Annotated in this window: 18 protein-coding genes; 8 read left to right on the forward strand and 10 right to left on the reverse strand. The window is 69.8% G+C overall.

The annotated features are described in order from the left end of the window. The first annotated feature begins 365 nt into the window (after positions 1-365). Positions 366-3,827 (forward strand): AMP-binding protein, encoded by a 3,462-nt coding sequence (locus L2U69_RS06555; RefSeq protein WP_236105990.1) that lies wholly within the window; start codon positions 366-368, stop codon positions 3,825-3,827. Positions 3,828-3,845: 18 nt separating this feature from the next. On the opposite strand, the gene L2U69_RS06560 is transcribed toward L2U69_RS06555, so the two are convergent. The 8 genes from L2U69_RS06560 to L2U69_RS06595 form a co-directional block, all read right to left on the reverse strand. Next, the gene (locus L2U69_RS06560; protein ID WP_236105991.1) at positions 3,846-4,946 is read right to left on the reverse strand and encodes an alpha/beta hydrolase; all 1,101 of its coding nucleotides are present in this window, start codon (positions 4,944-4,946) and stop codon (positions 3,846-3,848) included. 324 nt (positions 4,947-5,270) lie between these two features. Beyond that, positions 5,271-6,299 (reverse strand): aspartate-semialdehyde dehydrogenase, encoded by a 1,029-nt coding sequence (locus tag L2U69_RS06565; protein WP_236105992.1) that lies wholly within the window; start codon positions 6,297-6,299, stop codon positions 5,271-5,273. A gap of 147 nt (positions 6,300-6,446) precedes the next feature. Next, positions 6,447-6,959, reverse strand: coding sequence for a diguanylate cyclase domain-containing protein (locus L2U69_RS06570; RefSeq protein ID WP_236105993.1), 513 nt, complete (start codon positions 6,957-6,959; stop codon positions 6,447-6,449). A gap of 131 nt (positions 6,960-7,090) precedes the next feature. Further along, positions 7,091-8,842, reverse strand: coding sequence for a heparinase II/III family protein (locus L2U69_RS19240; protein WP_236105994.1), 1,752 nt, complete (start codon positions 8,840-8,842; stop codon positions 7,091-7,093). 49 nt (positions 8,843-8,891) lie between these two features. Then, positions 8,892-9,557 carry a ribulose-phosphate 3-epimerase gene (gene rpe / locus L2U69_RS06580; protein ID WP_236105995.1) on the reverse strand — a complete coding sequence of 222 codons (666 nt, stop codon included), beginning with the start codon at positions 9,555-9,557 and terminating at the stop codon, positions 8,892-8,894. Positions 9,558-9,597: 40 nt separating this feature from the next. Continuing rightward, positions 9,598-10,917 carry an RsmB/NOP family class I SAM-dependent RNA methyltransferase gene (locus tag L2U69_RS06585; protein ID WP_236105996.1) on the reverse strand — a complete coding sequence of 440 codons (1,320 nt, stop codon included), beginning with the start codon at positions 10,915-10,917 and terminating at the stop codon, positions 9,598-9,600. Positions 10,918-10,921: 4 nt separating this feature from the next. Then, positions 10,922-11,797 (reverse strand): zinc metalloprotease HtpX, encoded by an 876-nt coding sequence (gene htpX / locus L2U69_RS06590; RefSeq protein WP_236105997.1) that lies wholly within the window; start codon positions 11,795-11,797, stop codon positions 10,922-10,924. Positions 11,798-11,898: 101 nt separating this feature from the next. After that, positions 11,899-13,038, reverse strand: a complete 1,140-nt coding sequence (locus L2U69_RS06595; RefSeq protein ID WP_236105998.1) for a penicillin-binding protein activator — start codon at positions 13,036-13,038, stop codon at positions 11,899-11,901. Positions 13,039-13,241: 203 nt separating this feature from the next. On the opposite strand from L2U69_RS06595, the gene rsmI reads away from it, so the two are divergent. From rsmI to gshB, 5 genes are read left to right on the forward strand one after another with little or no spacing between them, the layout of a single operon-like run. Beyond that, a complete protein-coding gene (gene rsmI, locus L2U69_RS06600) occupies positions 13,242-14,054 on the forward strand; it encodes a 16S rRNA (cytidine(1402)-2'-O)-methyltransferase (protein ID WP_329605372.1) in 813 nt (270 codons plus the stop codon). Then, complete coding sequence (locus L2U69_RS06605; RefSeq protein WP_236105999.1) at positions 14,051-14,416, forward strand: YraN family protein; 366 nt, start codon at positions 14,051-14,053, stop codon at positions 14,414-14,416. The genes rsmI and L2U69_RS06605 overlap by 4 nt, the downstream gene beginning before the upstream one ends. 19 nt (positions 14,417-14,435) lie before the next feature. Continuing rightward, positions 14,436-15,020, forward strand: a complete 585-nt coding sequence (locus tag L2U69_RS06610) for a BON domain-containing protein (RefSeq protein ID WP_236106000.1) — start codon at positions 14,436-14,438, stop codon at positions 15,018-15,020. Positions 15,021-15,077: 57 nt separating this feature from the next. Next, positions 15,078-15,923, forward strand: a complete 846-nt coding sequence (locus L2U69_RS06615) for a SirB1 family protein (RefSeq protein ID WP_236106001.1) — start codon at positions 15,078-15,080, stop codon at positions 15,921-15,923. 32 nt (positions 15,924-15,955) lie between these two features. Then, positions 15,956-16,900: a glutathione synthase gene (gene gshB, locus L2U69_RS06620; RefSeq protein ID WP_236106002.1), complete on the forward strand. Its 945-nt coding sequence runs from the start codon at positions 15,956-15,958 to the stop codon at positions 16,898-16,900. On the opposite strand, the gene chrA is transcribed toward gshB, so the two are convergent. Together chrA and L2U69_RS06630 are read right to left on the reverse strand one after the other, a co-directional pair. Next, positions 16,897-18,141: a chromate efflux transporter gene (gene chrA / locus L2U69_RS06625; protein ID WP_236106003.1), complete on the reverse strand. Its 1,245-nt coding sequence runs from the start codon at positions 18,139-18,141 to the stop codon at positions 16,897-16,899. The genes gshB and chrA overlap by 4 nt on opposite strands. A 180-nt stretch (positions 18,142-18,321) precedes the next feature. Further along, a complete protein-coding gene (locus tag L2U69_RS06630; protein ID WP_236106004.1) occupies positions 18,322-19,542 on the reverse strand; it encodes a polyhydroxyalkanoate depolymerase in 1,221 nt (406 codons plus the stop codon). A 359-nt stretch (positions 19,543-19,901) separates the two neighbouring features. Between L2U69_RS06630 and L2U69_RS06635 the strand changes: the two genes are divergently transcribed. Next, positions 19,902-20,558, forward strand: coding sequence for a glutathione S-transferase family protein (locus L2U69_RS06635; protein WP_236106005.1), 657 nt, complete (start codon positions 19,902-19,904; stop codon positions 20,556-20,558). 120 nt (positions 20,559-20,678) lie between these two features. Then, complete coding sequence (locus tag L2U69_RS06640) at positions 20,679-22,184, forward strand: YifB family Mg chelatase-like AAA ATPase (RefSeq protein WP_236106006.1); 1,506 nt, start codon at positions 20,679-20,681, stop codon at positions 22,182-22,184. The last annotated feature ends 2 nt before the right edge of the window (positions 22,185-22,186 follow it).

The raw sequence follows: 22,186 nt of genomic DNA on the forward strand, positions 1-22,186 counted from the left end.
CTGAAGAAAGCGATGCATGGAGGAAGGCCGACCCGACGAGAGACAAGATGTCCTATTCCGACCGCCATCGGGCCATTTCCGTCTGTGACCAACATCACACCTGATCGATTTCGCGCGCCGGAGCGACTTCGGGCCCCGGAGCGAATTTGGGCCAATGGCTGCCATGCGGTGGCGGGGCCGGGACACGGGGCAAGCCTAGCGCAATTCCCCCGCCCCGCAACAGCACCGGATATACCGGAATCGGACGAGAATTGCGGTCGGGGTCTTGGATGCCGGGACGGGTTTGAGCTAATCACAGAAGGGGGGACCGGCCGCGCGCGTGCCGGGTGTTCCCCCGCGCCCCCGCGGCCCAGGACAGGAAGACCATGACCCGACAACCCGAGGCGGCCGCCGAAGCCGACCCGAAACCGGCCGCAACGGCGCCGGCGCGACGCAGCCCCATCCCCCGCATCTTCATCGCCCTCTTCGCCTTCTGCGTGACGACGGCGGCGATCTTCGTCTCCCTGCTGCTGGCCGGGGGCGAGGCCCGGGGCTTCGGCGCGCGCGGCTTCCTGGCGGCCGCCCTGCTTCTGGTGCCCGCCGTCGTGCTGCCGCGGCTTTCGGGCGGTATCGCCACGCGGGGCCGGGGCCAGCCCATGATCACCTGGTCCATGGCGGTCGCGCTGCTGGCGGCGGTGGTCGCGGCGGGTGCCATTCTGGCGCGGGCGGAATGGGCGCTGTGGCTTGCGCTGGCGCTCTGCGGCGTGGTCGCGGCGCTGCTCGGCCCGCTGGCGCTGTCCGCCCTGCACCGCCTGCTGCCGGAAGCGGGCCGCGCGGCCGGTGTCGCCGCCGCCCTGGCCGCCGTGTTCCTGGGGGCTGCCGGCGGTGTCGGCCTGACCCATGGCGTGGCCGCCCTGCCCGCGGGCGGCGCGCCCCTGATGGCGGCGCTGCTGATCGTGGTCGCGACCACCGGCTGGTGGCTGACCCGGCACCTCGCCGGCGGGCGCCTCGGCACCCTGCCGCCGGGCGACGAGGTCGATCTCGCGGCGCTCGGCACCGGCGGCGTCACCCGCACCGTCGAGCACATGCGCCGGCAGGACGTGCCCTTCACCGCGGCCTTCGCCATCGCCTGGGTCACCGCCGGGCTGTTCTTCCTGCTCGCCTTCCTGCCGGCCGCCGGCCGCGACCTGCTCGGCGGCGGCGCGCTCGTCCAATATGCCCTGCTCGGCGTGCTCGGCCTCGGCGTGGCGCTGGGGGCGCGCCTCGCGTTGCGCCTCTCGCACGGCGCGGCGAGCGCGGCCTGGGCGCCGCTGGCGGCCCTGGTCGCGATCTTCGCCGCCTTCGATCTCCAGGCGGTCGCCGCCGCCCTGGCCGCCCAGGCGCCGGCCGGTGCCGACCCCCGCCCCCTCCTCGCCCTATTGGCCGACGAAGGCGCGATCCGCTTCGCCATCGACGTGCTCTTCTTCGGCGCCGCCGCCGGCCTCTGGTCGACGCCCCTGACGGTCCTGATCGGCGACCGCACGGACGAGCGCGCGACGGCCCACCACTATGCCATCGCCGGCCTGCTGGTCGGCCTGTTCGGACTGGTGGCCCTGCTGGCCGGGCTCGGCCTGTCGAAGGCCGGGCTCGGGTTGCCGGGGCTCTTCTTCCTCTTCGCGCTGGCGAGCGTGGTCCTGCTGGTGCCGGCCATCCGGCTCTGGCCCGACCGCCTGTTCAAGGCCGCGACGGCGCGCCTGCTGCGCCTGCTGTTCCGGGTCGAGGTCAAGGGGGCGGAGAACATCGCCCGCGCCGGCGCGCGGGTGGTGGTGGTCGCCAATCACGTCTCCCACCTCGATGCGCCGCTGCTCGCCGCCTTCCTGCCCGATGCCACGCGCTTCGCCGCCACGGAACGGGTCGCCCAATCCCTGAGCGCGCGACTGCTGTCCAAGCTGATCCATCTGACCCCGGTCGACACCTCGCGCCCGGTCGCGGTGAAGGCGCTGATCCGCGGCGTCGAGGACGGCACGCCCCTGGTCATCTTCCCCGAAGGCCGGCCCACGGTGACCGGCGGCCTGATGAAGGTCTACGAAGGCCCCGGCATGGTCGCCGATAGGGCGCATGCCATGGTCCTGCCGGTGCGCATCGAGGGGCCGCAATATTCGCTGTTCTCGCGCCTCGGCGGCAAGCTGCACCGGCGCCTGTTCCCCAAGGTGACGATCCACGTCCAGGAGCCGGAACGCTTCGAGATCCCGGCCCATGTCCACGGCCGCCTGCGCCGCCAGGTCGCCGGCAACAAGCTCTACGACATCATGGTCGAGATGATGTTCCACTCGGGCGATCTCGACACCAACCTGTGGCAGGCCCTGCTCGCCGCGCGCACCAACCACGGCGGCGCCACCCAGGTGGTCGAGGATCAGGACCGCAAGCCCTTCAGCTACAACCGCCTGATCATGGCTTCCCTGGTGCTGGGCAAGGCGCTGTCGCGAAAGACCGCCGAGGGGGAGATCTGCGGCGTCCTCCTGCCCAATACCGCCGGTGTCGCGGTCACCTTCTTCGCCCTGCTCGCCTTCGGGCGGGTGCCCGCCATGCTGAACTTCTCCGCCGGACCGTCGACCATGGCGTCGGCCTGCCAGACGGCCAGGCTGAAGACCGTGCTGACCTCGCGCCGCTTCGTCGCCATGGCCAAGCTGTCGGAAGCGATCAAGGCGATCGAGGCCGTCGCGGACGTCGTCTATCTCGAGGACATCCGCGAGAGCCTCGGCCTCGGCGACAAGCTGTGGGGCGTGGCCGCGTCGCGCTTCACCGGCTTCTTCCACGGCGAGGCCGTGGCGCCGGCGAACAGTCCCGCCGTCGTCCTCTTCACCTCGGGCAGCGAGGGCCTGCCCAAGGGCGTGGTGCTGAGCCACCGCAACATGAACGCCAACCAGCTCCAGATCGCCTCGATCGTCGACATCACCAGCCAGGACAAGGTGTTGAATCCGCTGCCGGTGTTCCATTCCTTCGGCCTGCTCGGCGGCCTGGTGCTGCCCATCCTCCAGGGCGTGAAGACCTTCCTCTATCCCTCGCCGCTGCATTACCGGGCGATTCCGGAACTGGTCTACGAGATCGGCGCGACCATGATGTTCGGCACCGACACCTTCCTGAACGGCTATGCCCGCGCCGCCCACCCCTACGACTTCTATTCGACCCGCTACATCTTCGCGGGCGCCGAGCGGGTGAAGGACGAGACGCGGCGGACCTATGGCGAAAAATTCGGCGTCCGCATCCTGGAAGGTTACGGCACCACCGAATGCTCGCCGGTGGTCGCGGTGAATACGGCGATGCAGTTCAAGCCCGGGTCCGTCGGCCGCCTGCTGCCGGCGATCCGCTCGCGCCTGGAGCCTGTCGAGGGCATCGAGCGCGGCGGGCGCCTGGTGGTCAGCGGGCCGAACGTCATGCTCGGCTATTTCAGGGCGGAGAAGCCCGGCGTGCTGGAGCCCTGCGGGGACGGCTGGTACGACACCGGCGATATCGTCGACATCGACGATCTCGGCTTCGTCACCATCCTGGGCCGGGCCAAGCGCTTCGCCAAGGTCGCGGGCGAGATGGTCAGCCTGGCCGCCGTGGAACACGAGGCGTCCGTGCTGTGGCCGGATTTCGCCCATGCCGTCGTGAACCTGCCGGATCCCGCCAAGGGCGAGCGCCTGGCCATGATGACCACCTGCCCCGAGGCCGACCGCAGTATCCTGTCGCGTCACCTGCACGAGCACGGGCTGACCGAGCTCATGCTGCCGAAGACGATCGTTCAGGTCGAGGAACTGCCCCTGCTCGGCTCCGGCAAGACCGACTATCAGGCGGTCAAGTCCGCCTTCCTGAAGAAGGCGGAATGACCACGGCGAAGGTCGGCGTCAAGCCGACTCGGGCAGCAGCATGGTGCGCGGTCGGCTCCGGCCGCGCGGCAGGGTGTGGCCGACCCAGAGCGCGCGGCGCAGCGAGCCCGCCGCCTGATCGAGGGCATAGCGCGCCCGGGGGATGGATCCCGTGAAGGTCAGGAAGCCGTGCAGCATGTCCGGATGGTCCTGCAGCTCGACCCGGACGCCGGCCTCGCGCAATTCCCCGGCATAGGCGACGCCTTCGTCGTAGAGCGGGTCGAAGCCGGCGACGACCACGGTCGCCGACGGCAGATCGTCGAAGCGGTCGGCGTGGATCGGCATCACCCGCGCCATCTCCTCGTCCGTCAGCCCGCCGGCGGCGAGGGCGCGGAACCAGTCGGTGAGCTGTTTCTCGAGGATGAAGCCGCGGCCGTAGAGTTCGGCCGAACGGGTGTTCATGCGCCCGTCGGTGGCGGGATAGATCAGCAACTGGTGGCACGGCGCCTGAATGCCGGCATCGCGCGCCATCAGGCACACCATGGCCGACAGCAGCCCGCCCGCCGAATCGCCGGCGACCGCCATGCGCGCCGGATCGACGCGCAGATCGGCGGCACTGTCGAGCAGCCAGCGCCAGACCGCGCCGGCGTCGATCACCGCCGCCGGCATCGGATGCTCCGGCGCCAGGCGATAGTCGACCGACAGCACGGCGCAGCGCGCCCGGGCGGCGATGTGGCGGCAGGTGCTGTCATACCCGTCGATATCGCCGAGGACGAAGCCGCCACCATGGAAATAGACCGTCAGCGGCATGGGCCCGGTCAGGCCGGGCGGCACGAAGAGGCGCGCGCGGATCGGCCCCAGTTCGCCCGGGATCGACAGTTCCTCGACCAGCGCCATGGGCCGCGAGGCGACGGCGAAGCTCTTCATCGCGAAGCGATAGAGCGAACGCGCCTGACGGAGCTGGAAGCGATGCATCGGAAACAGCCGGCCCTGGAGGGCGGCGAAGGTCTGAAGCTGCGGGTTCAGGCGCTTGCCGTCGATGATGGCGGGTGACAAGGCGGCGACGGAGGCGAGCACCGGCGCGGAAACCCCGGCGATACCGTTGCGGACCATACGCTGGATGTTGAAGACGAGACTCATATCCTGCCGCACTCCTCGACCTGCCAGCGCCGATCATGCCGTCGGCGGCGGGGTGTGATGGCGCCGCGTCGTTCCCGAACCATGGGGACCGACGCCATGACACCAGCGTCACCTTGTCACACCTTCGAAAAGATTAACGCCGCTGGTCAAGCGTCGATTTTCCCGAATGTGAGGATTTTTCAGGTGCACCACGGTAAGTGGCTGACGACGCGAGGGAAGGCAGGATGCAGGCTCGTCCACCCGGCGGCAGGCTCCGGCCCGCGCCGGGACGACGGACGAGGTAACGGGGAATCGGGCCGCGCCGGCGGCGCGGCCCGAAAAGCCTCAGGCCGCCTTCTTCAGGTGGCGGGCAACCAGGATCTCGGCGATCTGGACGGCGTTGAGGGCGGCGCCCTTGCGCAGGTTGTCGGAGACGCACCAGAGGGCGAGGCCCTTGCCGTCCGGCACCGTCGGATCGCGGCGGATGCGCGAGACGAAGGTGGCGTAATCGCCCACGCATTCGAGCGGGGTGATGTAGCCGCCGTCCTCGCGCCGGTCGACGACCATCAGGCCCGGCGCCTCGCGCAGGATCTCGCGCGCCTGATCGACGGTGATCGGGTTCTCGAACTCGATGTTCACCGACTCCGAATGGCCGACGAAGACGGGCACGCGCACGCAGGTCGCGGTCAGGGCGATGTCCGGATCGATGATCTTCCGGGTCTCCGCCGTCATCTTCCACTCTTCCTTGGTGAAGCCGTCGTCCATGAAGACGTCGATGTGGGGGATGACGTTGAAGGCGATCTGCTTCGAGAACTTCTTCGGCTCGACCGTGTCGTTCACATAGAGCGCGCGGGTCTGGTTGAAGAGTTCGTCCATGCCCTTGTTGCCGGCGCCCGAGACCGACTGATAGGTCGAGACGACGACGCGCTTGATCCTGGCGAAATCATGCAGCGGCTTCAGCGCCACGACGAGCTGCGCGGTCGAGCAGTTCGGATTGGCGATGATGTTGCGCTTGGCATAGGCGCCGAGAGCATGGGCATTCACCTCCGGCACGATCAGGGGCACGTCCGGCTCCATGCGGAAATGCGACGAATTGTCGATCACCACGCAGCCGGCCGCCGCCACCTTGGGCGCCCATTTCGCCGAGACGGAACCGCCGGCGGAAAACAGCGCGATGTCGGTGCCGCGGAAATCGTAGTCCTCGAGGGATTTGACGGTCAGGGTCGTCTCGCCGAAGGAAACCTCGGTGCCGATGGATTTGGGCGACGCCAGCGCCACCACGTCGTCAGCGGGAAACTGACGTTCGGCAAGGATGTTCAGCATTTCACGGCCGACCTGCCCGGTCGCGCCGACGACGGCGACTTTCCAACCCATCGTCTTCGTCCTTAGGTCATGAGAGGTAGCTGCACCCGCTGCCCGTCCGGGCTGCTGTGCAGCGGGGCACAATACGCCAAACGGCGCCGCCCGCAAGCGGCGAAACACACAGGCCAGCCCTGACCAGGGTAGGGCGCGGGACCGCCCTCAGGCGCTAGCGCGGCGGATCTCGTCGACGATCATGACGCCGCCCGGACGCATCACCGCGACCCGGTCGCCACCCTGGGCGACGGCATAGGCGAGTGCCATGCCGGCCCTGGCGTAGAGATCGAGAGCACTGTCGGCACGCCCCTCGAATCCCGCGACGCCGAAGGAGAGGCGCGGCCGGGTCGAGCCCTCGGGCGGCCGGATCCGCTCCGCCGTCCAGTGCCAGACGCGGCGCGCGATCATGGCGCCGGCCTCGGGCGAGCTTTCGGGGGCCAGGATGCAGAAGCGATGATTGCCGAGCGCCGCCACCGTATCCGAGGGGCGCAGAATGTCGCCGAGAGTGTCGGCCGAAATGCCCGCGGCGACGTCGGGCACCGCGCCCGAACCGCCGTGCAGATCGAAGCGGATCAGCGTGAGCAGCCGCGAATAGCGGCTGCACCGGTCGACCTCGGCGATGAGCCGGCGGCCCAGGGCTTCATGGTCGAACGCGAAATTGGGGTTTTCCCCCGCCATGGTCTAGTCCACACACGCAATGAGAGAAGAATTTATCCCATATTGGGCAGATATTGCACCGCGTCAACATCGTCCTGCGCATAGCTCCCAGATTGCCCGCAAAGGTCGTGCGCGTCCACGCAGGCGGAATCTCAATGCTTGCCGTCGAGGCGGCGGAGCGCCCAGCGCAGGACCACCCGGCCCGCATCGAGGGAACCGGAGACGACGATCTGTTCGGCCCGGCGCGCCGGGCCGAAATCGGTCACGGAGATGGATTCCTCGATCCCCACCTGCCCGCCGAGGGCGCGGAAGCGCCAGCCGTCGCCACCATGGGTGCGCAGCAGCACGGAACTGCCGTCACCGGTCAGATTGGCGCGGACGTCGGGCGCCAGATGGAAGCGGAGCGTGAAGGGCAGGCTGCGGCCCGGCGCGCGGCCGCGCGGTTCCACCCGGTCCTCGCCGCGCAGTTCGATGCCCTCGGCGTCGAGCCACAGGCTGCGGCGGTGGATGAGGCCGAGGCGGGTGCCATAGCCGGAATGGCTGGCCTCGATCCAGACCTGGCCGTCCGCCTCCTTGCGGTTGGCGGTGGTCGCCATGGCGGGCAGCACCGGCCGGAAGCCGAGGTCCCGGTCCTCGGCCGAGATCCAGGCGTTCTGGTCGTCGAGCGTCATGGTCGAATGGGCCGCCGTCGCCCGTGCCACGCGGCGCCAATCGTCGCCGAGGCCGAGCGCCGCCCCGCAGGAGACGATCAGCCGGTCGCGCCCCGACGACATCTCGAAAGCCAGCGGCGCGACATGGGCATGCGCGCAATAGCCCGGCGGCGGCGGCGCGCCGACGTCGAGCACCAGCATCAGACGCCGCGTCTCCAGCCGCTCGTAGCCGGCGTGGGGCATGCGCGCCGGCGCCTTGCCCTTGGGCGCCGCCAGCGCCAGCACCCGGTCGATGTGGAAGGCCGCCCCCGGCTGGCCGCCGTGAAAGGCGGCGAGCCGCCCGTCGCCCAGGCGGAAGAAGCGCACCGCCGGGGCCAGACGATCGATCGCCTGGGTCAGCAGATCGCCCGGCACCTGCCCCGCCGCCGCCAGTACGCCCCGCATGCGCACCAGCACTTCGAGAAGCGCCAGATGGTCGGCGGGGTCGCGGCTGGGATAGCCGCCGTCGGGCAGGATCAGGCCGGCCAGCGCGCCATCGAGCCGGCGCAGCGCGCGCGCCAGCGGCCGGCCCCATTGGCCGAGGGCGAGACAGCCGTGAGCCAGCCCGACCGCCGCCTGCACCCGGGGCAGGCCCGGCGGCAGGCTGTTGAACGCCCTGGCGATATAGCGCTTCTGACGCATCAGGGCTTCGAGCAGGCCCTCGCGCAGGGCGGGATCGGCGTCGTCGAGCAGCAGGCCCAGATGGCCGGTCCAGGCCATGAGCCGCCGCCCGGCGAGATCGGGCCGCCACCAGCGCGCATCGAAACGGCCATAGCGGCGCAGCCAGCCGTCCAGCAGGGCGCGGGCCTGGCGCTGCGCCGCGTCCCCGCCCGCCGTCTCGAAATGGCGCAGCCAGTGGAAATCGTGCAGGGCCTCGCGCCATTCGGGGCTGGCGCCGATCAGGGTCCAGGGCGTCTGGTTGATCGACAGCAGGGTCTCGCCCGCGAAGTGATAGCGGCCCTGGAACAGGGCATTCGCCTCGTCGATGGAGCCCGGAAAGGGATCGGCCTGGACGTTCAGGGCATAGACCGACGGCGCCCGCCCGAGCGTCGCGACCGAGAGCCGCGACGCCGCCGCGGTCGCCCGCAGTTCGCGGCCGATGGCGGCGAGGCGCGCGCGCGCCAGGCTGCGCTTGGTCCAGGCCGGCGGCAGGCCCGGCAGGGTGGCGAGGGTGGTCGGCCCCGAGGCGTCGAGCCGGGGGTCGGGCGCCGCCACGTCCCCCCTCGCCGTCCCGGTCCCGCCCGTCCCGGTCATTCCGGCCGCCTCAGGCGCCGCCGCGCAGATGCTGGATGTTGGCGGCGTAGGCGGCGGGCCCGCCGGTGAAACTGGCGGTGCCCGCGACGAGCACGTCGGCCCCGGCGGCGATGGCCCGGGGTGCGGTTTCGAGGTTGATGCCGCCGTCTACTTCGAGATCGATGGCGCGGCCGGTGCCGTCGATCAGGCGGCGCAGGTCGCGGATCTTGTCGAGCTGGCTCTCGATGAAGCTCTGCCCGCCGAAGCCGGGATTCACCGACATGACCAGGATCAGGTCGACCATGTCGATCACGGTCTCGACCGCGGCGATCGGCGTCGCCGGATTGAGCACGACGCCCGCCTTGACGCCATGGCCCTTGATGGTCTGGAGCGTGCGGTGCAGATGCGGCCCGGCTTCCGGATGCAGGGAGATGATGTCGGCGCCCGCCTTGGCGAACCCCTCGATGAAGGGATCGACCGGCGAGATCATCAGATGCACGTCGAACGGCTTCTTCGTATGGGGCCGCAGGGCCGCCACCACCGACGGCCCGATGGTGATGTTGGGCACGAAATGGCCGTCCATCACGTCGACGTGGATGTAATCGGCGCCGGCCTCGTCCATGGCGCGGACTTCCTCGCCGAGGCGGGCGAAATCGGCCGAGAGAATCGAGGGCGCTATGCGGATCGCTTGCTGCATGGCTTGCTCCTAACAGCAATGAAGCAGGTTGCCAACCGCTTCACGAGCGGATCAGGCGGGCCGCGAAAAAGCCGTCCAGGCCGCCGCATTCCGGCCACAGGCTGGGCAGGGTGCGCAACTCGCCCAGGGGCGTCAGCGCGGACTCCAGACCCGGCACCTCGGCGGGCGAAATCGGGTCGCGGCGGAGGGGGGCGCCGGCCGCCAGCAGCCCTTCGATCAGTTGCGGCCCCTCGCGCGGTTCGATCGAACAGGTGCAGAAGACCAGCGTGCCGCCGGGCGCCAGCAGCTTGACGGCGGCGCGCAGCAGCTTCGCCTGGATCTTGCCGAGCGCGCGGACGTCGTCGGCGGTCCGGTGCAGGGCGATGTCCGGATTGCGCCGCAGGGTGCCGGTCGCGCTGCACGGCGCATCGAGGAGGATCAGGGGAAAGGTCTCGTCCGGCCTGAAGGCGGCGACGTCGGCGACCACCGTTTCGGCCTCGAGCCCGAGACGCGCCAGATTGGCCGTCAGGCGTTCCATCCGTCCGCGCGCCTGATCGACGGCGGTCACCTCCGCCCCGGCCGCCGCCAGTTGCAGGGTCTTGCCGCCGGGTGCCGCGCAGAGGTCGGCGACGCGCCTGCCCGCGACCGCGCCGAGGAGGCGCGCCGGCAGGGCCGCCGCCGCGTCCTGCACCCACCAGGCACCTTCCGCGTAACCCGGCAGGTCCGCGACGCGCCCGGCTTCGGCGAGGCGCAGCGTGCCGGTCGGCAGCACCACGGCGCCGAGGCGCGCGGCCCATTCGTCGCGGTCGAGACCGGGACGGAGCGAGAGATCGAGGGGCGGCTCCACCTGATGGGCGGCGGCGATGGCGGCGGCGGTTTCGGCGCCGTAAGCCCGCACCCAGCCGTCATGGAGCCAGTCCGGGGTCGAGAGATGCGGCCGGTCCAGGCGCGCGGTCAGCGCCGCGCCCTCCCGGTCCAGGCGCCGCAGCACCGCATTGGCGAGACCGCGCAGGCGCCCGATCGAACCGTCCACCAGTTCGACGGTGGCACCGACGGCGGCATGGGGCGGCGTCTTCAGGATCAGGAGTTGGGCGGCGCCCAGCACCAGGATGGCGCGCAGCCGGTCCGGCAGGCGCCCGTCCGGCCGATCGAGACAACGATCGACGGCGGCGAGCAGAAAGCCCCAGGAGCGGACGGTGGCCGCCGCCAGGGCATGCGCGAAGGCACGGTCGCGCGGCTCCAGCCGGGCCAGCGCGCCCGACTCTTCGACCGCGTCGTCCAGCGGCACGCCCCGGCCGATCACGGCCTCGATCAGGCCGAGGGCGGCGAAGCGGGCGGCGACGCCGGCATGGCCGCCGGCGGCGGTGTTGGAAACGCTCAAGGATTCAGCCCCAGGGCCCGATCTGGCCCATTTCGGTCGCCATGCGGCGCAGGCGCTCGATCCGGTTCTCCATCCGGGGATGGGTGGTGAAGAGACCGTCCATGGCGCGCCCGTGCAGGGGATTGACGATGAACAGATGGGCGGTCGCGGGATTGGCCTCGGCCGCGCGGTTCTCGATCGCGTCGGCGCCCTTCGACAGGCGCGCCAGCGCCGAGGCGAGCCAAAGCGGGCGGCCGCAGATCTCGGCGCCGATGCGGTCGGCCTCGTATTCGCGCGAGCGCGAGATGGCGAATTGCACCATGGCGGCAGCCAGCGGCGCCAGCAGGGCGACGAGCAGCGCGCCGATCCCGCCGAGCGGATTGTCGCGGCTGTCCCTGCCCCCGAACATGGCGGAGAACATGGCGAAATTGGCCAGCATGCCGATGGCGCCGGCGATGGTCGCGGTGATGGTCATCACCAGGGTGTCGCGGTTCCGGACATGGGCCAGTTCATGGGCCATGACACCCGCCACCTCTTCCTCCGAGAGAAGGTTCAGGAGGCCGGTGGTCGCGGCGACGGCGGCATTGTCGGGATTGCGGCCGGTGGCGAAGGCGTTCGGCTGGGCATTCTCGATGATATAGACGCGGGGCATGGGCAGGCCGGCATTGTCCGCCAGACGCGCGACGATGGCATGAAGGCGCGGCGCCGTCGCCGCATCCACCTGGCGCGCGCCATACATGGACAGGACCATCTTGTCCGAATTCCAATAGGCGAAGCCGTTCATCGCCAGCGCGAAGAGGAAGGCGATGATCAGGCCGTTCTGGCCGCCGACGAGCCAGCCCGCGGCCAGAAAGAGGCCGGTCATGGCCGCCAGCAGCAGGGCGGTGCGCGCGTAACCCAAGTCGATCTCCCGTCGGAAACGGTCTTCGGGGCCGATCCCCGAAGGTCACGCCTTCATGTGGGGAAGCAGGCTCCGGCGGTCAAGATTTGCTGATCGCCGCCTCAGAACCCGGAACCGGCGAAGCTTTCGGGGGCGGGGCGCACGGTGCGCGGGCCCACCGCCGTCACTTCGAGGATGGCGAGGCCGTGCTGGGGCGTACCGTCGGCGCGGAAGCGGAACAGGCCGTCGACCCCGGCGAAACCGTCGGGCGACATCAGCGCCTGTTCGGCCGTGGCGAAGCCGCCGGGGCGGCGCGCCAGCATGACCGCCAGCACCGTGGCGTCATAGGCCTGGGCCGCGATGCGCGGCGGGCGGCGGCCATAGGTGGCGGCGAAATGGCTGGCGAAACGCTCGAAGCGGCCGGGCGGCGGGCCGGCGTACCAGCCGCCGAGGGTCAGGGGGTCGCTGCCGAGGTCGGAGCCGGACCATTGGTCGGTACCGAGCAGACGGATCTGGCGGGGATCGAAGCCGATGGCGGCCAGGGTCGCCGTCACCTGACGGAGCGCGGCGCCGCCCTCGGGCACGAAGATGGCATCGACCGGCATGCGCCCGTCGGGGCCCGGCGTGACCAGGGCGCGCAGATTGTCGCTCGGCTGCAGCATGTTGGAGCGATAGCGTTCCGCCGCGACGACGAGGCCGCCATGGGCGCTGACCGCGACGTCGAAGGCCGCCCCGACGACGTCGCCATAGGCCCCTTGGGGAATCAGGGCGGCGAAACGGGTCATGCCCTGGTCGGTGGCATGGGCGACGATGGCGTTCACCTGTTCCTCGGGCAGGAAGCCGAGGAGATAGACGCCGCGCCCGGCCGCCGTGCGGTCGGTGGTGAAGCCGAGCATGGGGGTGCCGGCGCGACGCGCCTCGGTCCCCGCGACCTTGACGGCGGTGGCGCCGAAGGGCCCGATGACGATGCCCGCGCCGTTGGAGAGCACGTTCTGGATCGCGCCCGCCGCGGTCGAGGCGGAAGCGCCGGCATCGGCCGGCAGGATCTCGACGTCGCGCGCCGAAAGATCGAACAGCGCCAGTTCGGCCGCTTCCTGGAGCGCCTTGCCGATTTCGCCGGCCCGGCCGCTGGAAGGCAGGACGAGGCCGATCCTGGCCAGCTGCGGCTCGACCGGGGCCGGGGCGGGAACCACTGCCGGTGGCGGCGGTTTGGCGCTAGTGTCGGTATAGATCGTGCCGCAGGCGGCCATGACCAAGCCCACGAGAGCAATCAGCGATGAACGAAGAGAGTGACCCGCAAGACGATTCCGGAGACGGCTTTTCCGAAAACGGGCATCTCGGGACGGCGGGGCGAGAACTGTCGACATCTGGGCCTGCACCGGCGGACTCTCCCGAACGCGAGGAATGGGAGGGCCAAGGTAGCGGCGGCGGCCGCCCAAGTAAACCGGCCCCCGGCCTGCATCTGGTGGCGACGCCGATCGGCAATGCGCGGGACATCACGCTGCGCGCGCTCGACACGCTGGCCGCCGCCGACCTGATCCTGTGCGAGGATACCCGCGTCACATCGAAACTTATGCGCATCCACGGCCTGCACCGGCCGCTCATGCCCTATCACGACCACAACGCCGCCCGCGTCCGGCCCGAGATCCTGGCGCGGCTGGCCGCCGGCGCCGTGATCGCCCTGGTGTCCGACGCCGGCACGCCGCTGGTCTCCGATCCCGGATACAAGCTGGTCGCCGAGGCGGTGGCGGCGGGCATTCCGGTCACCACCCTGCCCGGCGCCTCCTCCGTCCTCGCCGGATTGACCCTGGCCGCGCTGCCGACCGACCGCTTCCTCTTCGCCGGTTTCCTGCCCGCGAAGACGACGGCCCGGCGGGACGCGCTGGACGAATTGAGCGCCACCCGCGCCAGCCTGGTCTTTCTCGAATCGGCGCAGCGCCTGGCCGAGATGCTGGCGGATGCCGCCGCCGTGCTGGGCCCCCGCCCGGCCGCCGTCTGCCGCGAGATGACCAAATTGTTCGAGGAGGTGCGCCGCGCCCCCCTGGACGCGCTGGCCCGCCATTATGCCGAGGCGGGCCCGCCCAAGGGCGAGGTGGTGGTGGTGATCGGCCCGCCCGCCGCCGATGCCGGGCCCAGCGCCGGCGATCTCGATGCGGCGCTCCGCGCCGAACTCGCCCATGCCGGGCCGTCCGCCGCCGCCGCGCGGGTGGCCGCCGCCCTGGGCCTGCCGAAGCGCCAGGTCTATGCCAGGGCGATGGCGCTCAAGGCCGAGCCGTGAGCCGTGAAAAGCGCCGCCAGGCGGCCCGGCGCGGGCGCCGCGCGGAAACCCTAGCGGCGCTGTGGCTGATGGCGCGGGGCTGGCGCATTCTGGCGCGGGACTGGCGCTGCAAGGCGGGCGAGATCGATCTGATCGCCCGTCGCCGCCACACCGTCGCCTTCATCGAAGTCAAATATCGCCCGGCCCTGGCGGGTGCCGGCGAATCGCTGCAAGCCCGCCAGCGCCGGCGCATCATGCGGGCGGCGGGCCAGTTCATGGCGACGCGGCCGGCGCTGGCGGGCCTGGACATGCGCTTCGACGCCGTCCTCGTCTCGCCCTGGCGCCTGCCCGCCCATATCGTGGATGCATGGCGAATCGAGTGAATTCTTCGTGGAAGTGAACATGAAAACGAATGGAACCGCCGCCCTCCTCGTCCTCGCGCTTGCCGCGCCGGCCATGGGCGGCTGTGTCGCGGCGGCGGTCGGCGCCGTCGGCACCGCCGGCTATGTCGCCGCGCAGAACCGCAGCCCGACCCAGGTGGCGGATGATTCCGCGACCCGCATCTGCATCAACGACAAGCTCCTGAAGCGCTCCACCAGCCTCTTCTCCAACGTCTCGGTCGAAGTGGTGCGCGGGCGCGTGCTGCTGATCGGCACCGTCGCCTCCGAAGCCGACCGGGCGGAAGCCGAAAGCCTGACGCGAACCTGCGAGGACGTGAAGGAGATCGACAACCGCATCGAGATCGCGGACGACGGCGGTGTCGGCGGCTATGCCAGCGACAGCTGGATCACCGCCAAGGTGAAATCGAACCTGGTGACCGACTTCTCGCTGAACGGATTTTCGATCGGGGTCGAAACCGTGAATGGCATCGTCTATCTTTCGGGCGTCGTGCGCAGCGCAGAGCAGCGGGACAAGGCGGTCGAGATCGCCCGCTCCATCTCCGGCGTGCAGAAGGTGGTGAGCGCGATCCAGGTCGATCCCGAGTGAGATTCGATCCCGAATGAAGCACGCCCGTCAGTGAAACAAGCCCGAGCGAGTAACCCCATGCCGCGTCTGGACCCCGTGCCGCCCCTGCCCCGCGAGATCGAGGATGCGCTCGACGCCGCCGGACGGCAGGAGGACCGCGCGATCGATCTGGCGGAGACGGCGCTCCTTCTCGCGGCCATGGACCGGCCCGGGGTCTCGCTTTCGCCTTACCGCGACCATCTGGCGGAACTGGTCGCCGCCGTGAAGGATTGCCGCGCCCATACCGCCTTCGAGGCGGCGGCGGCGCTGCAGCGCGTCTTCACCGATCGTTTCGGCTATGACGGCGACCGCCTCACCTATGACGATCCGCAGAACGCCAATCTGATCCGGGTCATCGACCGGCGGAAGGGCCTGCCCGTCGCCCTCGGCGTCCTCTTCGCCCATGCCGCGCGCGGCGCCGGCTTCGCCCTGTCCGGCCTCGCCTTTCCGGGCCATTTCCTGATGCGCCTCGAAGTGGCGGGGGAACGGGTGATCATCGATCCCTTCAACGGCGGCCGCCAGGTCGAGGCCATGGAGATGCGCCGCCTGGTCAAGCAGTTGATGGGCCCCGAACAGGAGCTGACGCCGCAGCTGACCGACACGGTCGGCAACCGCGCCATCCTGCTGCGCCTCCAGAACAACCTGAAGACCAGGGCCCAGGCCGACGGCAACACGGAACGCGTGGCCCATCTGGCGCGCACCATGCTGCGCCTCGCGCCCGAGGACGGCGCGCTCTGGCTCGACTATGCCAAGGCGGAGCACAAGCTCGGCCGGCTCGGCGCCGCCAGCGGCGCGCTCGAACAATGCATCGAGCATTCGCTGGACGGTTTCGAGATGATCGAGGCCCAGCGCCTCCTCGAGGAACTGCGCCTGCGCCTCAACTGATCCCCCTCAACACCGCCGGACGAGACAGACCCATGGCCCTTGCCGTCGCCATCCAGATGGACCCCGTGGAGTCCTTCGACATCACCGTCGATTCGACCTTCCGCCTCGGGCTCGAAGCCCAGGCGCGCGGCCATCGCCTCAGCTATTACCTGCCCCGCGACCTCTCCCTGAAGAACGGCCGCGCGGTCGCCTTCGCGCGCGGCCTCGAACTCCGGCGCGAGGCGGGCAATCACTTCACGGCGGGCCCGGGCGCGGAGGTCGACCTCTCCACCCTGGACGTCGTCCTGATGCGCCAGGACCCGCCCTTCGACATGGCCTATATCACCGCCACCCATATCCTCGAACACATCCACCCGAAGACCCTGGTGGTGAACGACCCGGTCGAGGTGCGGAACGCGCCCGAGAAACTCTTCGTCACCCATTTCCCGCAGCTGATGCCGCCGACCCTGATCACCTCGCGGAAGGAAGAAGTCGAGGCGTTCCGGGAGGAGCATCGGGACATCATCGTGAAGCCGCTGTTCGGCAACGGCGGCGCCGGCGTCTTCCACCTGAAGCCGGGGGACGAGAATCTGGGCAGCCTCCTCGAGACCTTCACCCAGCTCTACCGCGAGCCGGTGATCGTGCAGCGCTACCTGCCGGAAGTGCGCCAGGGCGACAAGCGCATCATCCTGGTCGACGGCGTCGCGGTCGGCGCCATCAACCGCGTGCCGGCAGAAGGCGAAGCCCGCTCCAACCTCCACGTCGGCGGCAAGGCGGTGCGCAGCGCCCTGACCCCGCGCGAGATCGAGATCTGCGACACCATCGGCCCCGTCCTCGCTGAAAAAGGCCAGATCTTCGTCGGCATCGACGTCATCGGCGACTATCTGACCGAAATCAACGTCACCAGCCCGACCGGCATCCAGCAGATCGAAGCCTTCGACGGCACCAATGTCGCGGGGCTGATCTGGGACGCGATCGAGAAGCGGGTGGGCGGTTAACCCCCAATCAGCCCCAGCCCCGCCCCCGCCAGCACCAGCCACTGCACCCCGACATTGAACCGCAGCATCGCCGCGACCGTCACCCCGGCCACCGCCACCGCCCGCCAGTCCACCGCGCCGCCCGGCACCAGCACCGCTTCCCCGAAGAAGAGCGCGAGGTTGGCCATGACGCCGACGACGGCGGCGGTGATGGCCTTCAGGGCGGCGGTGGCGGCGGGGGCTTTGGCGAGATGTTCGATCAGGGGGCTGCCGGCGAGGATGAAGAGGAAGCTGGGGAGGAAGGTGACATAGGTCACCAATAGGGCGCCGAGCACGCCCGCCAGGGCGGGTTCGAGGGCGCCCGGCTGTTTCCAGGCGGCGAGGAAGCCGACGAATTCGAGGACCAGGATGGTCGGGCCCGGCGTGGTCTCGGCCAGCGCGAGGCCGTCGACCATTTCCCCCGGCGTGAGCCAGCCCTGCACCGCGACCGCCTGATCGGCGATATAGGGCAGCACGGCATAGGCGCCACCGAAGGTGACGAAGGCCGAGGTGGTGAAGAGGCGCGCCAGGTCCGGGAAGATGCCGCCCGCGAGCGCGATCACGGCGAAGACCGGCACCGCCCAGAGAGCGACGAAAAGAGCCGCGAGGCCTAGCACCCGGGCACTGTGGCGGGCAACGGTGCCCTTCGATCCAGTCGCCGGTTCGGCGGGGGCGGGTACGCTCGACCCGAAGCGCCCGGCCAGGAAGCCGATGAGCCCGGCGCCGATCACCACCAGGGGAAAGGGCGCGTGGAGGACCTGGAGGGCGAGCAGGGCAGCCAGCGCCAGGGCCGCCGGGGCCCAGCCGGTCAGGGTCTTCCGGCCGAGGCGCCAGAGGGCGGCGGCGACGATGCCGACGACGACGGGCTTCACGCCGTCGAAGAGGGCGGCGACCAGGGGCGCCTCGCCATGGGCCGCCGCGACCCATGAGAGGGCGCCGACGATCAGGGCGCCGGGCAGGATGAAGAGCGTGCCGGTGACGAGGGCGCCGCGCCAGCCGTGCAGGCGCCAGCCGATGAAGGTCGCCAGTTGCTGCGCCTCCGGGCCGGGCAGCAGCATGCAGAAATTGAGCGCGCGGAGATAGGTCGCCTCGTCCAGCCAGCGCCGTCGCGTCACCACCTCGTCATGCATCAGGGCGAGCTGGCCTGCGACGCCGCCGAAGGAGATGACGCCGATGCGGGCGAAGAGGGCGGCGAGGGCGGGCAGGCTCGGCAGGGTGGCCATGATCGGGAAACCGGATCGTTGAGGATGCGGTACAGGAATAGCGCTGGATTGTTACAGGCGGTGGGGCCCGTCATTCCCCTATCCCGTCATTCCGGCGAAGGCCGGAATCTCGTGACGAGAAGGCGCCCCTTCCGGCGGAAGGTCCCGGCCTTCGCCGGGACGACGAGTTGAACCGGAGCCTCAGTCGTTGGCGAGGATCATGTTCTTCACGCGGGGGTAGATCTGGCCTTCCCACTTCCGGCCGTTGAAGACGCCGTAATGGCCGACGCCGGGCTGGAGGTGGTGGGTCTTCTGATAGGGCCGGATCCTGGAACAGAGGTCCTGGGCGGCAACCGTCTGACCGACGGAACAGATGTCGTCGCGCTCCCCTTCGACGGTGAAGAGCGCGGTCTTGCGCACCGCCGTCGGGTCCACCTTCTGGCCCTTCCACTTCATGATGCCGCGCGGCAGTTCGTATTCCTGGAACACGCGGTTCACCGTTTCCAGATAGAATTCGGCGGTGAGATCGAGGACGGCGAAATATTCGTCGTAGAAGGTGCGGGTCTGTTCCGCCTTGTCCCATTCGCCCTTGGCCAGATTGGCGAAGAGTTCACGGTGCGACTTCACGTGGCGGTCGGCATTCATCGACATGAAGGCGGAAAGCTGGGTGAAGCCCGGGTAGACCTTGCGCCCGGCGCCCTTGAGGCGGCGCGGCACGGTGGCGATCAGATTCTTCTCGAACCATTCGATCGGATTGTCGGTGGCGAGCTTGTTGACCACGGTGGGATTCACCCGGCAGTCGATCGGGCCGGCCATCAGGGTCATGCTGCGCGGCTGCATGGGATTGCCGTTCATCGCCATGACGATGACGGCGACCAGGGCATGGACGCAGGGCTGGCAGACGGCGACCAGATGACCCGGCGTGCCGATCTTCTCGAGGAAGAGGGCGACGTGCTCGACATATTCGTCGAAGCCGAACTTGCCGGCCGAGAGGGGAATGTCGCGGGCATTGTGCCAGTCGGTGATATAGACGTCGTGGTCCTGCAGCATGGTCTCGACCGTGCCGCGCAGCAGGGTGGCGAAATGCCCGGACAGCGGCGCCACGATCAGCACCGGCGGCTGGGCGACGGGCGTGTCCTTCTTGAAATGCAGCAGGGTGCCGAAGGCGGTGGAGAATTCCTTGACCTCGGTCACCGGCACTTCGCGGTTGCCGACCTTGACGTATTTGATGCCGAAGGGCGGACGGTCGTGGGTCAGGCGGGTGTGGCCGAAGACGTCGAAGGCCGCCGTGAACGCGCGGTAGGGATAGAAGGCGGACAGTCCCGACAGCATCGGGTTGCGCAGCACCGTCGCGGTCCCGCGCGCCGCCGCGCGCAGCGGATCCAGCATATCGGACTGCGCTTGATAGATCTCATAGATCATGCGTCACCGGCTCGCTTGGCATCAGTTCCAGAAACTCCCCCTCGGGGCGAAGGCGGCGGCGGCGCCATACCGGGGCACCATCCGGGCTTTCGGAATGAAAGGGGGCATTCGCGTCGAATTCTCCCGTGCATTTTTCGCTGCACTGCCACAATATCGTCAGGACCGATCACGAAGCGCAACAGGGAACTGTCGCCACAAGGTGGGATTGGTCGAATTTAACCCCACGTCTCTCGCTCGGGCGCTACGGGCCGGCGGCGTGGCCGCCGGTTGCCTCCGCGAACCATAAAAAGGTCAGGGCAGGAACCAAGTCAGGTCAGGTACCAGATCGGGCTGGTACCCGAAACAGAGGCAGGACGTCCATGGCGAAGGCCACACTAACGATAAGCAGCAAGAATTATTCGTCCTGGTCGTTGCGCGGCTGGCTGCTGTGCAAATTCGCCGGCCTGGATTTCGAGGAGAAGGCCCTGTCGATCGACGATCCGGGCACGCGGGCCGAACTTCTGCTGCTGTCGCCGTCGTTCAAGGTGCCCGCCCTCACCCATGGCGACATCACGGTGTGGGATACGCTGGCCATCGCCGAATATCTGAACGAGGTGATCCCCGACGCCGGCCTCCTGCCGGAGGATCTGGCCGCGCGAACCCATTGCCGCGCCGTCTCGGGCGAGATGCATTCGGGCTTCGCCAACCTGCGCTCCGCCCTGCCCATGAACCTGAAGAGCCATTTTTCGGGCTTCAAGGTCTGGGCCGGCGCCCAGGCCGACATCGACCACATGATCCAGATCTGGCGCGGCTGTCTCGACACCTACGGCGGGCCGTTCCTGTTCGGGTCGAAGCCGACCATGGCGGATGCGATGTTCGCCCCCGTCTGCACCCGCTTCAAGACCTATGACGTGAAGCTGGACCGCAAGTGCCAGGCCTTCTCGAACCGCATCCTGAACCTGCCGGAAATGATCGAATGGACCGCCGCCGCGCTGGCGGAGCCGGAGGAACTCGAGGAACTCGACGTCGAATTCTGATCGTCGGGAACGGGACGCTTCGCCCGGGCCGGTCCGCCGGCCCGGGTTTTTCATGTCCGAGGTGGCGAGCGTCACAGCCTGTGGTCTATGATTTACCGGATATTCAACCGATCGGGATCCATGGTCGTCCGTCTTCGCACCGTCGCCTTCGAGGGCATCGACGTGGTCCCCGTCGATGTCGAAATCGCCTTCGCCAGCGGCCTGCCCGCCTTTTCCATCGTCGGCCTGCCGGACAAGGCGGTGGCGGAAAGCAAGGAACGGGTGCGCGCCGCCCTCGGCGCCATCGGTCTGGGCCTGCCGCCGAAGCGGATCACCGTCAATCTCGCCCCCGCCGACCTGCCGAAGGAAGGCAGCCATTTCGACCTGCCCATCGCCCTCGGCCTGATGGCCGCCATGGGCCTGATCCCGGCGGAGGAATTGGCGGGTTTCGTCGCGCTCGGCGAATTGTCGCTGGACGGGCGGCTGAACCCGGTCGCCGGGGTGCTGAACGCCGCGATCGCGGCGGCGGCGGAGGACCGGGGCCTGATATGTCCCGAAGCCTCCGGCCCCGAGGCGGCCTGGGCCGGCGGCGATCCCATCCTGGCCCCCGCCTCCCTCATCGCGCTGGCCAATCATTTCAAGGGCAGCCAGATCCTGGACACGCCCCGGCCGCGCCCGCCGGCGGAGGTTCCGGCAGGCCTCGACCTGCGTGACGTCAAGGGCCAGGAGACGGCCAAGCGGGCCCTGGAGATCGCCGCCGCCGGCGGCCACCACCTGCTGATGAGCGGCAGCCCGGGTTCCGGCAAGTCGATGCTGGCGGCGCGCCTGCCCGGCATTCTGCCGCCCCTCGAGCCGGCGGAGGCCCTGGAGCTTTCCCTCATCCAATCGGTCGCCGGGCAATTGGCGGGAGGCACGGTCACGCGGGCGCGGCCGTTCCGCAGTCCCCATCATTCCGCCAGCCAGGCGGCACTGGTCGGCGGCGGCCATCGGGCGAGGCCGGGCGAGGTCAGCCTGGCCCATCGCGGCGTCCTGTTCCTCGACGAATTGCCGGAATTCCAGCGCGCGGCGCTGGAGGCCCTGCGCCAGCCGGTCGAGACCGGCCGCGTGGTGGTCGCCCGGGCCAATGCCCATGTCGCCTATCCGGCGCGCTTTCAACTGGTCGCCGCCATGAACCCGTGCCGCTGCGGCTATCTCGAGGATGCGGAGCGCGCGTGCTCGAAGGCGCCGCGCTGCGCCGCCGACTATCAGAACCGCCTGTCCGGTCCCTTGCTCGACCGTTTCGATCTCTTCGTCGAGGTCCCGGCCGTCTCCGTCGCCGATCTCGCCCTGCCGCCGCCGGCCGAGGGCAGCGCCGAGGTCGCAAGCAGGGTCGCCGCCGCCCGCGCAGCGCAGGGATCGCGCCTTGCCGGGACCGGCCTCGTCACCAATGCCGAGATGGAGGGCGAAGTGCTGGATACCCATGCGACGCCGGACGAGGCCGGCCGCCGCCTGCTGCTCGACGCGGCGGAGCGCCTGCGGCTTTCGGCGCGCGGCTATCACCGCGTGCTGCGCGTCGCCCGTACCATCGCCGATCTCGCCGGCAGCGCCGGCGTCGCCCGCCTCCATGTCGCGGAGGCGCTGTCGTACCGGCGGCGCGTGGTGGCGTGATC

The sequence above is a fragment of the Zavarzinia marina genome, from assembly GCF_021568905.1.
Classification (GTDB): Bacteria; Pseudomonadota; Alphaproteobacteria; order Zavarziniales; family Zavarziniaceae; genus Zavarzinia; species Zavarzinia marina.

Coding starts and splice junctions, on each gene's coding strand:
- L2U69_RS06640 (WP_236106006.1), top strand. CDS start 20,679: ATGGTCGTCCGTCTTCGCACCGTCGCCTTCGAGGGCATCGACGTGGTC.
- chrA (WP_236106003.1), bottom strand. CDS start 18,141: ATGGCCACCCTGCCGAGCCTGCCCGCCCTCGCCGCCCTCTTCGCCCGC.
- L2U69_RS06560 (WP_236105991.1), bottom strand. CDS start 4,946: ATGAGTCTCGTCTTCAACATCCAGCGTATGGTCCGCAACGGTATCGCC.
- L2U69_RS06570 (WP_236105993.1), bottom strand. CDS start 6,959: ATGGCGGGGGAAAACCCCAATTTCGCGTTCGACCATGAAGCCCTGGGC.
- L2U69_RS06555 (WP_236105990.1), top strand. CDS start 366: ATGACCCGACAACCCGAGGCGGCCGCCGAAGCCGACCCGAAACCGGCC.
- L2U69_RS06610 (WP_236106000.1), top strand. CDS start 14,436: ATGAAAACGAATGGAACCGCCGCCCTCCTCGTCCTCGCGCTTGCCGCG.
- gshB (WP_236106002.1), top strand. CDS start 15,956: ATGGCCCTTGCCGTCGCCATCCAGATGGACCCCGTGGAGTCCTTCGAC.
- L2U69_RS06635 (WP_236106005.1), top strand. CDS start 19,902: ATGGCGAAGGCCACACTAACGATAAGCAGCAAGAATTATTCGTCCTGG.
- rpe (WP_236105995.1), bottom strand. CDS start 9,557: ATGCAGCAAGCGATCCGCATAGCGCCCTCGATTCTCTCGGCCGATTTC.
- L2U69_RS06630 (WP_236106004.1), bottom strand. CDS start 19,542: ATGATCTATGAGATCTATCAAGCGCAGTCCGATATGCTGGATCCGCTG.
- L2U69_RS06565 (WP_236105992.1), bottom strand. CDS start 6,299: ATGGGTTGGAAAGTCGCCGTCGTCGGCGCGACCGGGCAGGTCGGCCGT.
- L2U69_RS06615 (WP_236106001.1), top strand. CDS start 15,078: ATGCCGCGTCTGGACCCCGTGCCGCCCCTGCCCCGCGAGATCGAGGAT.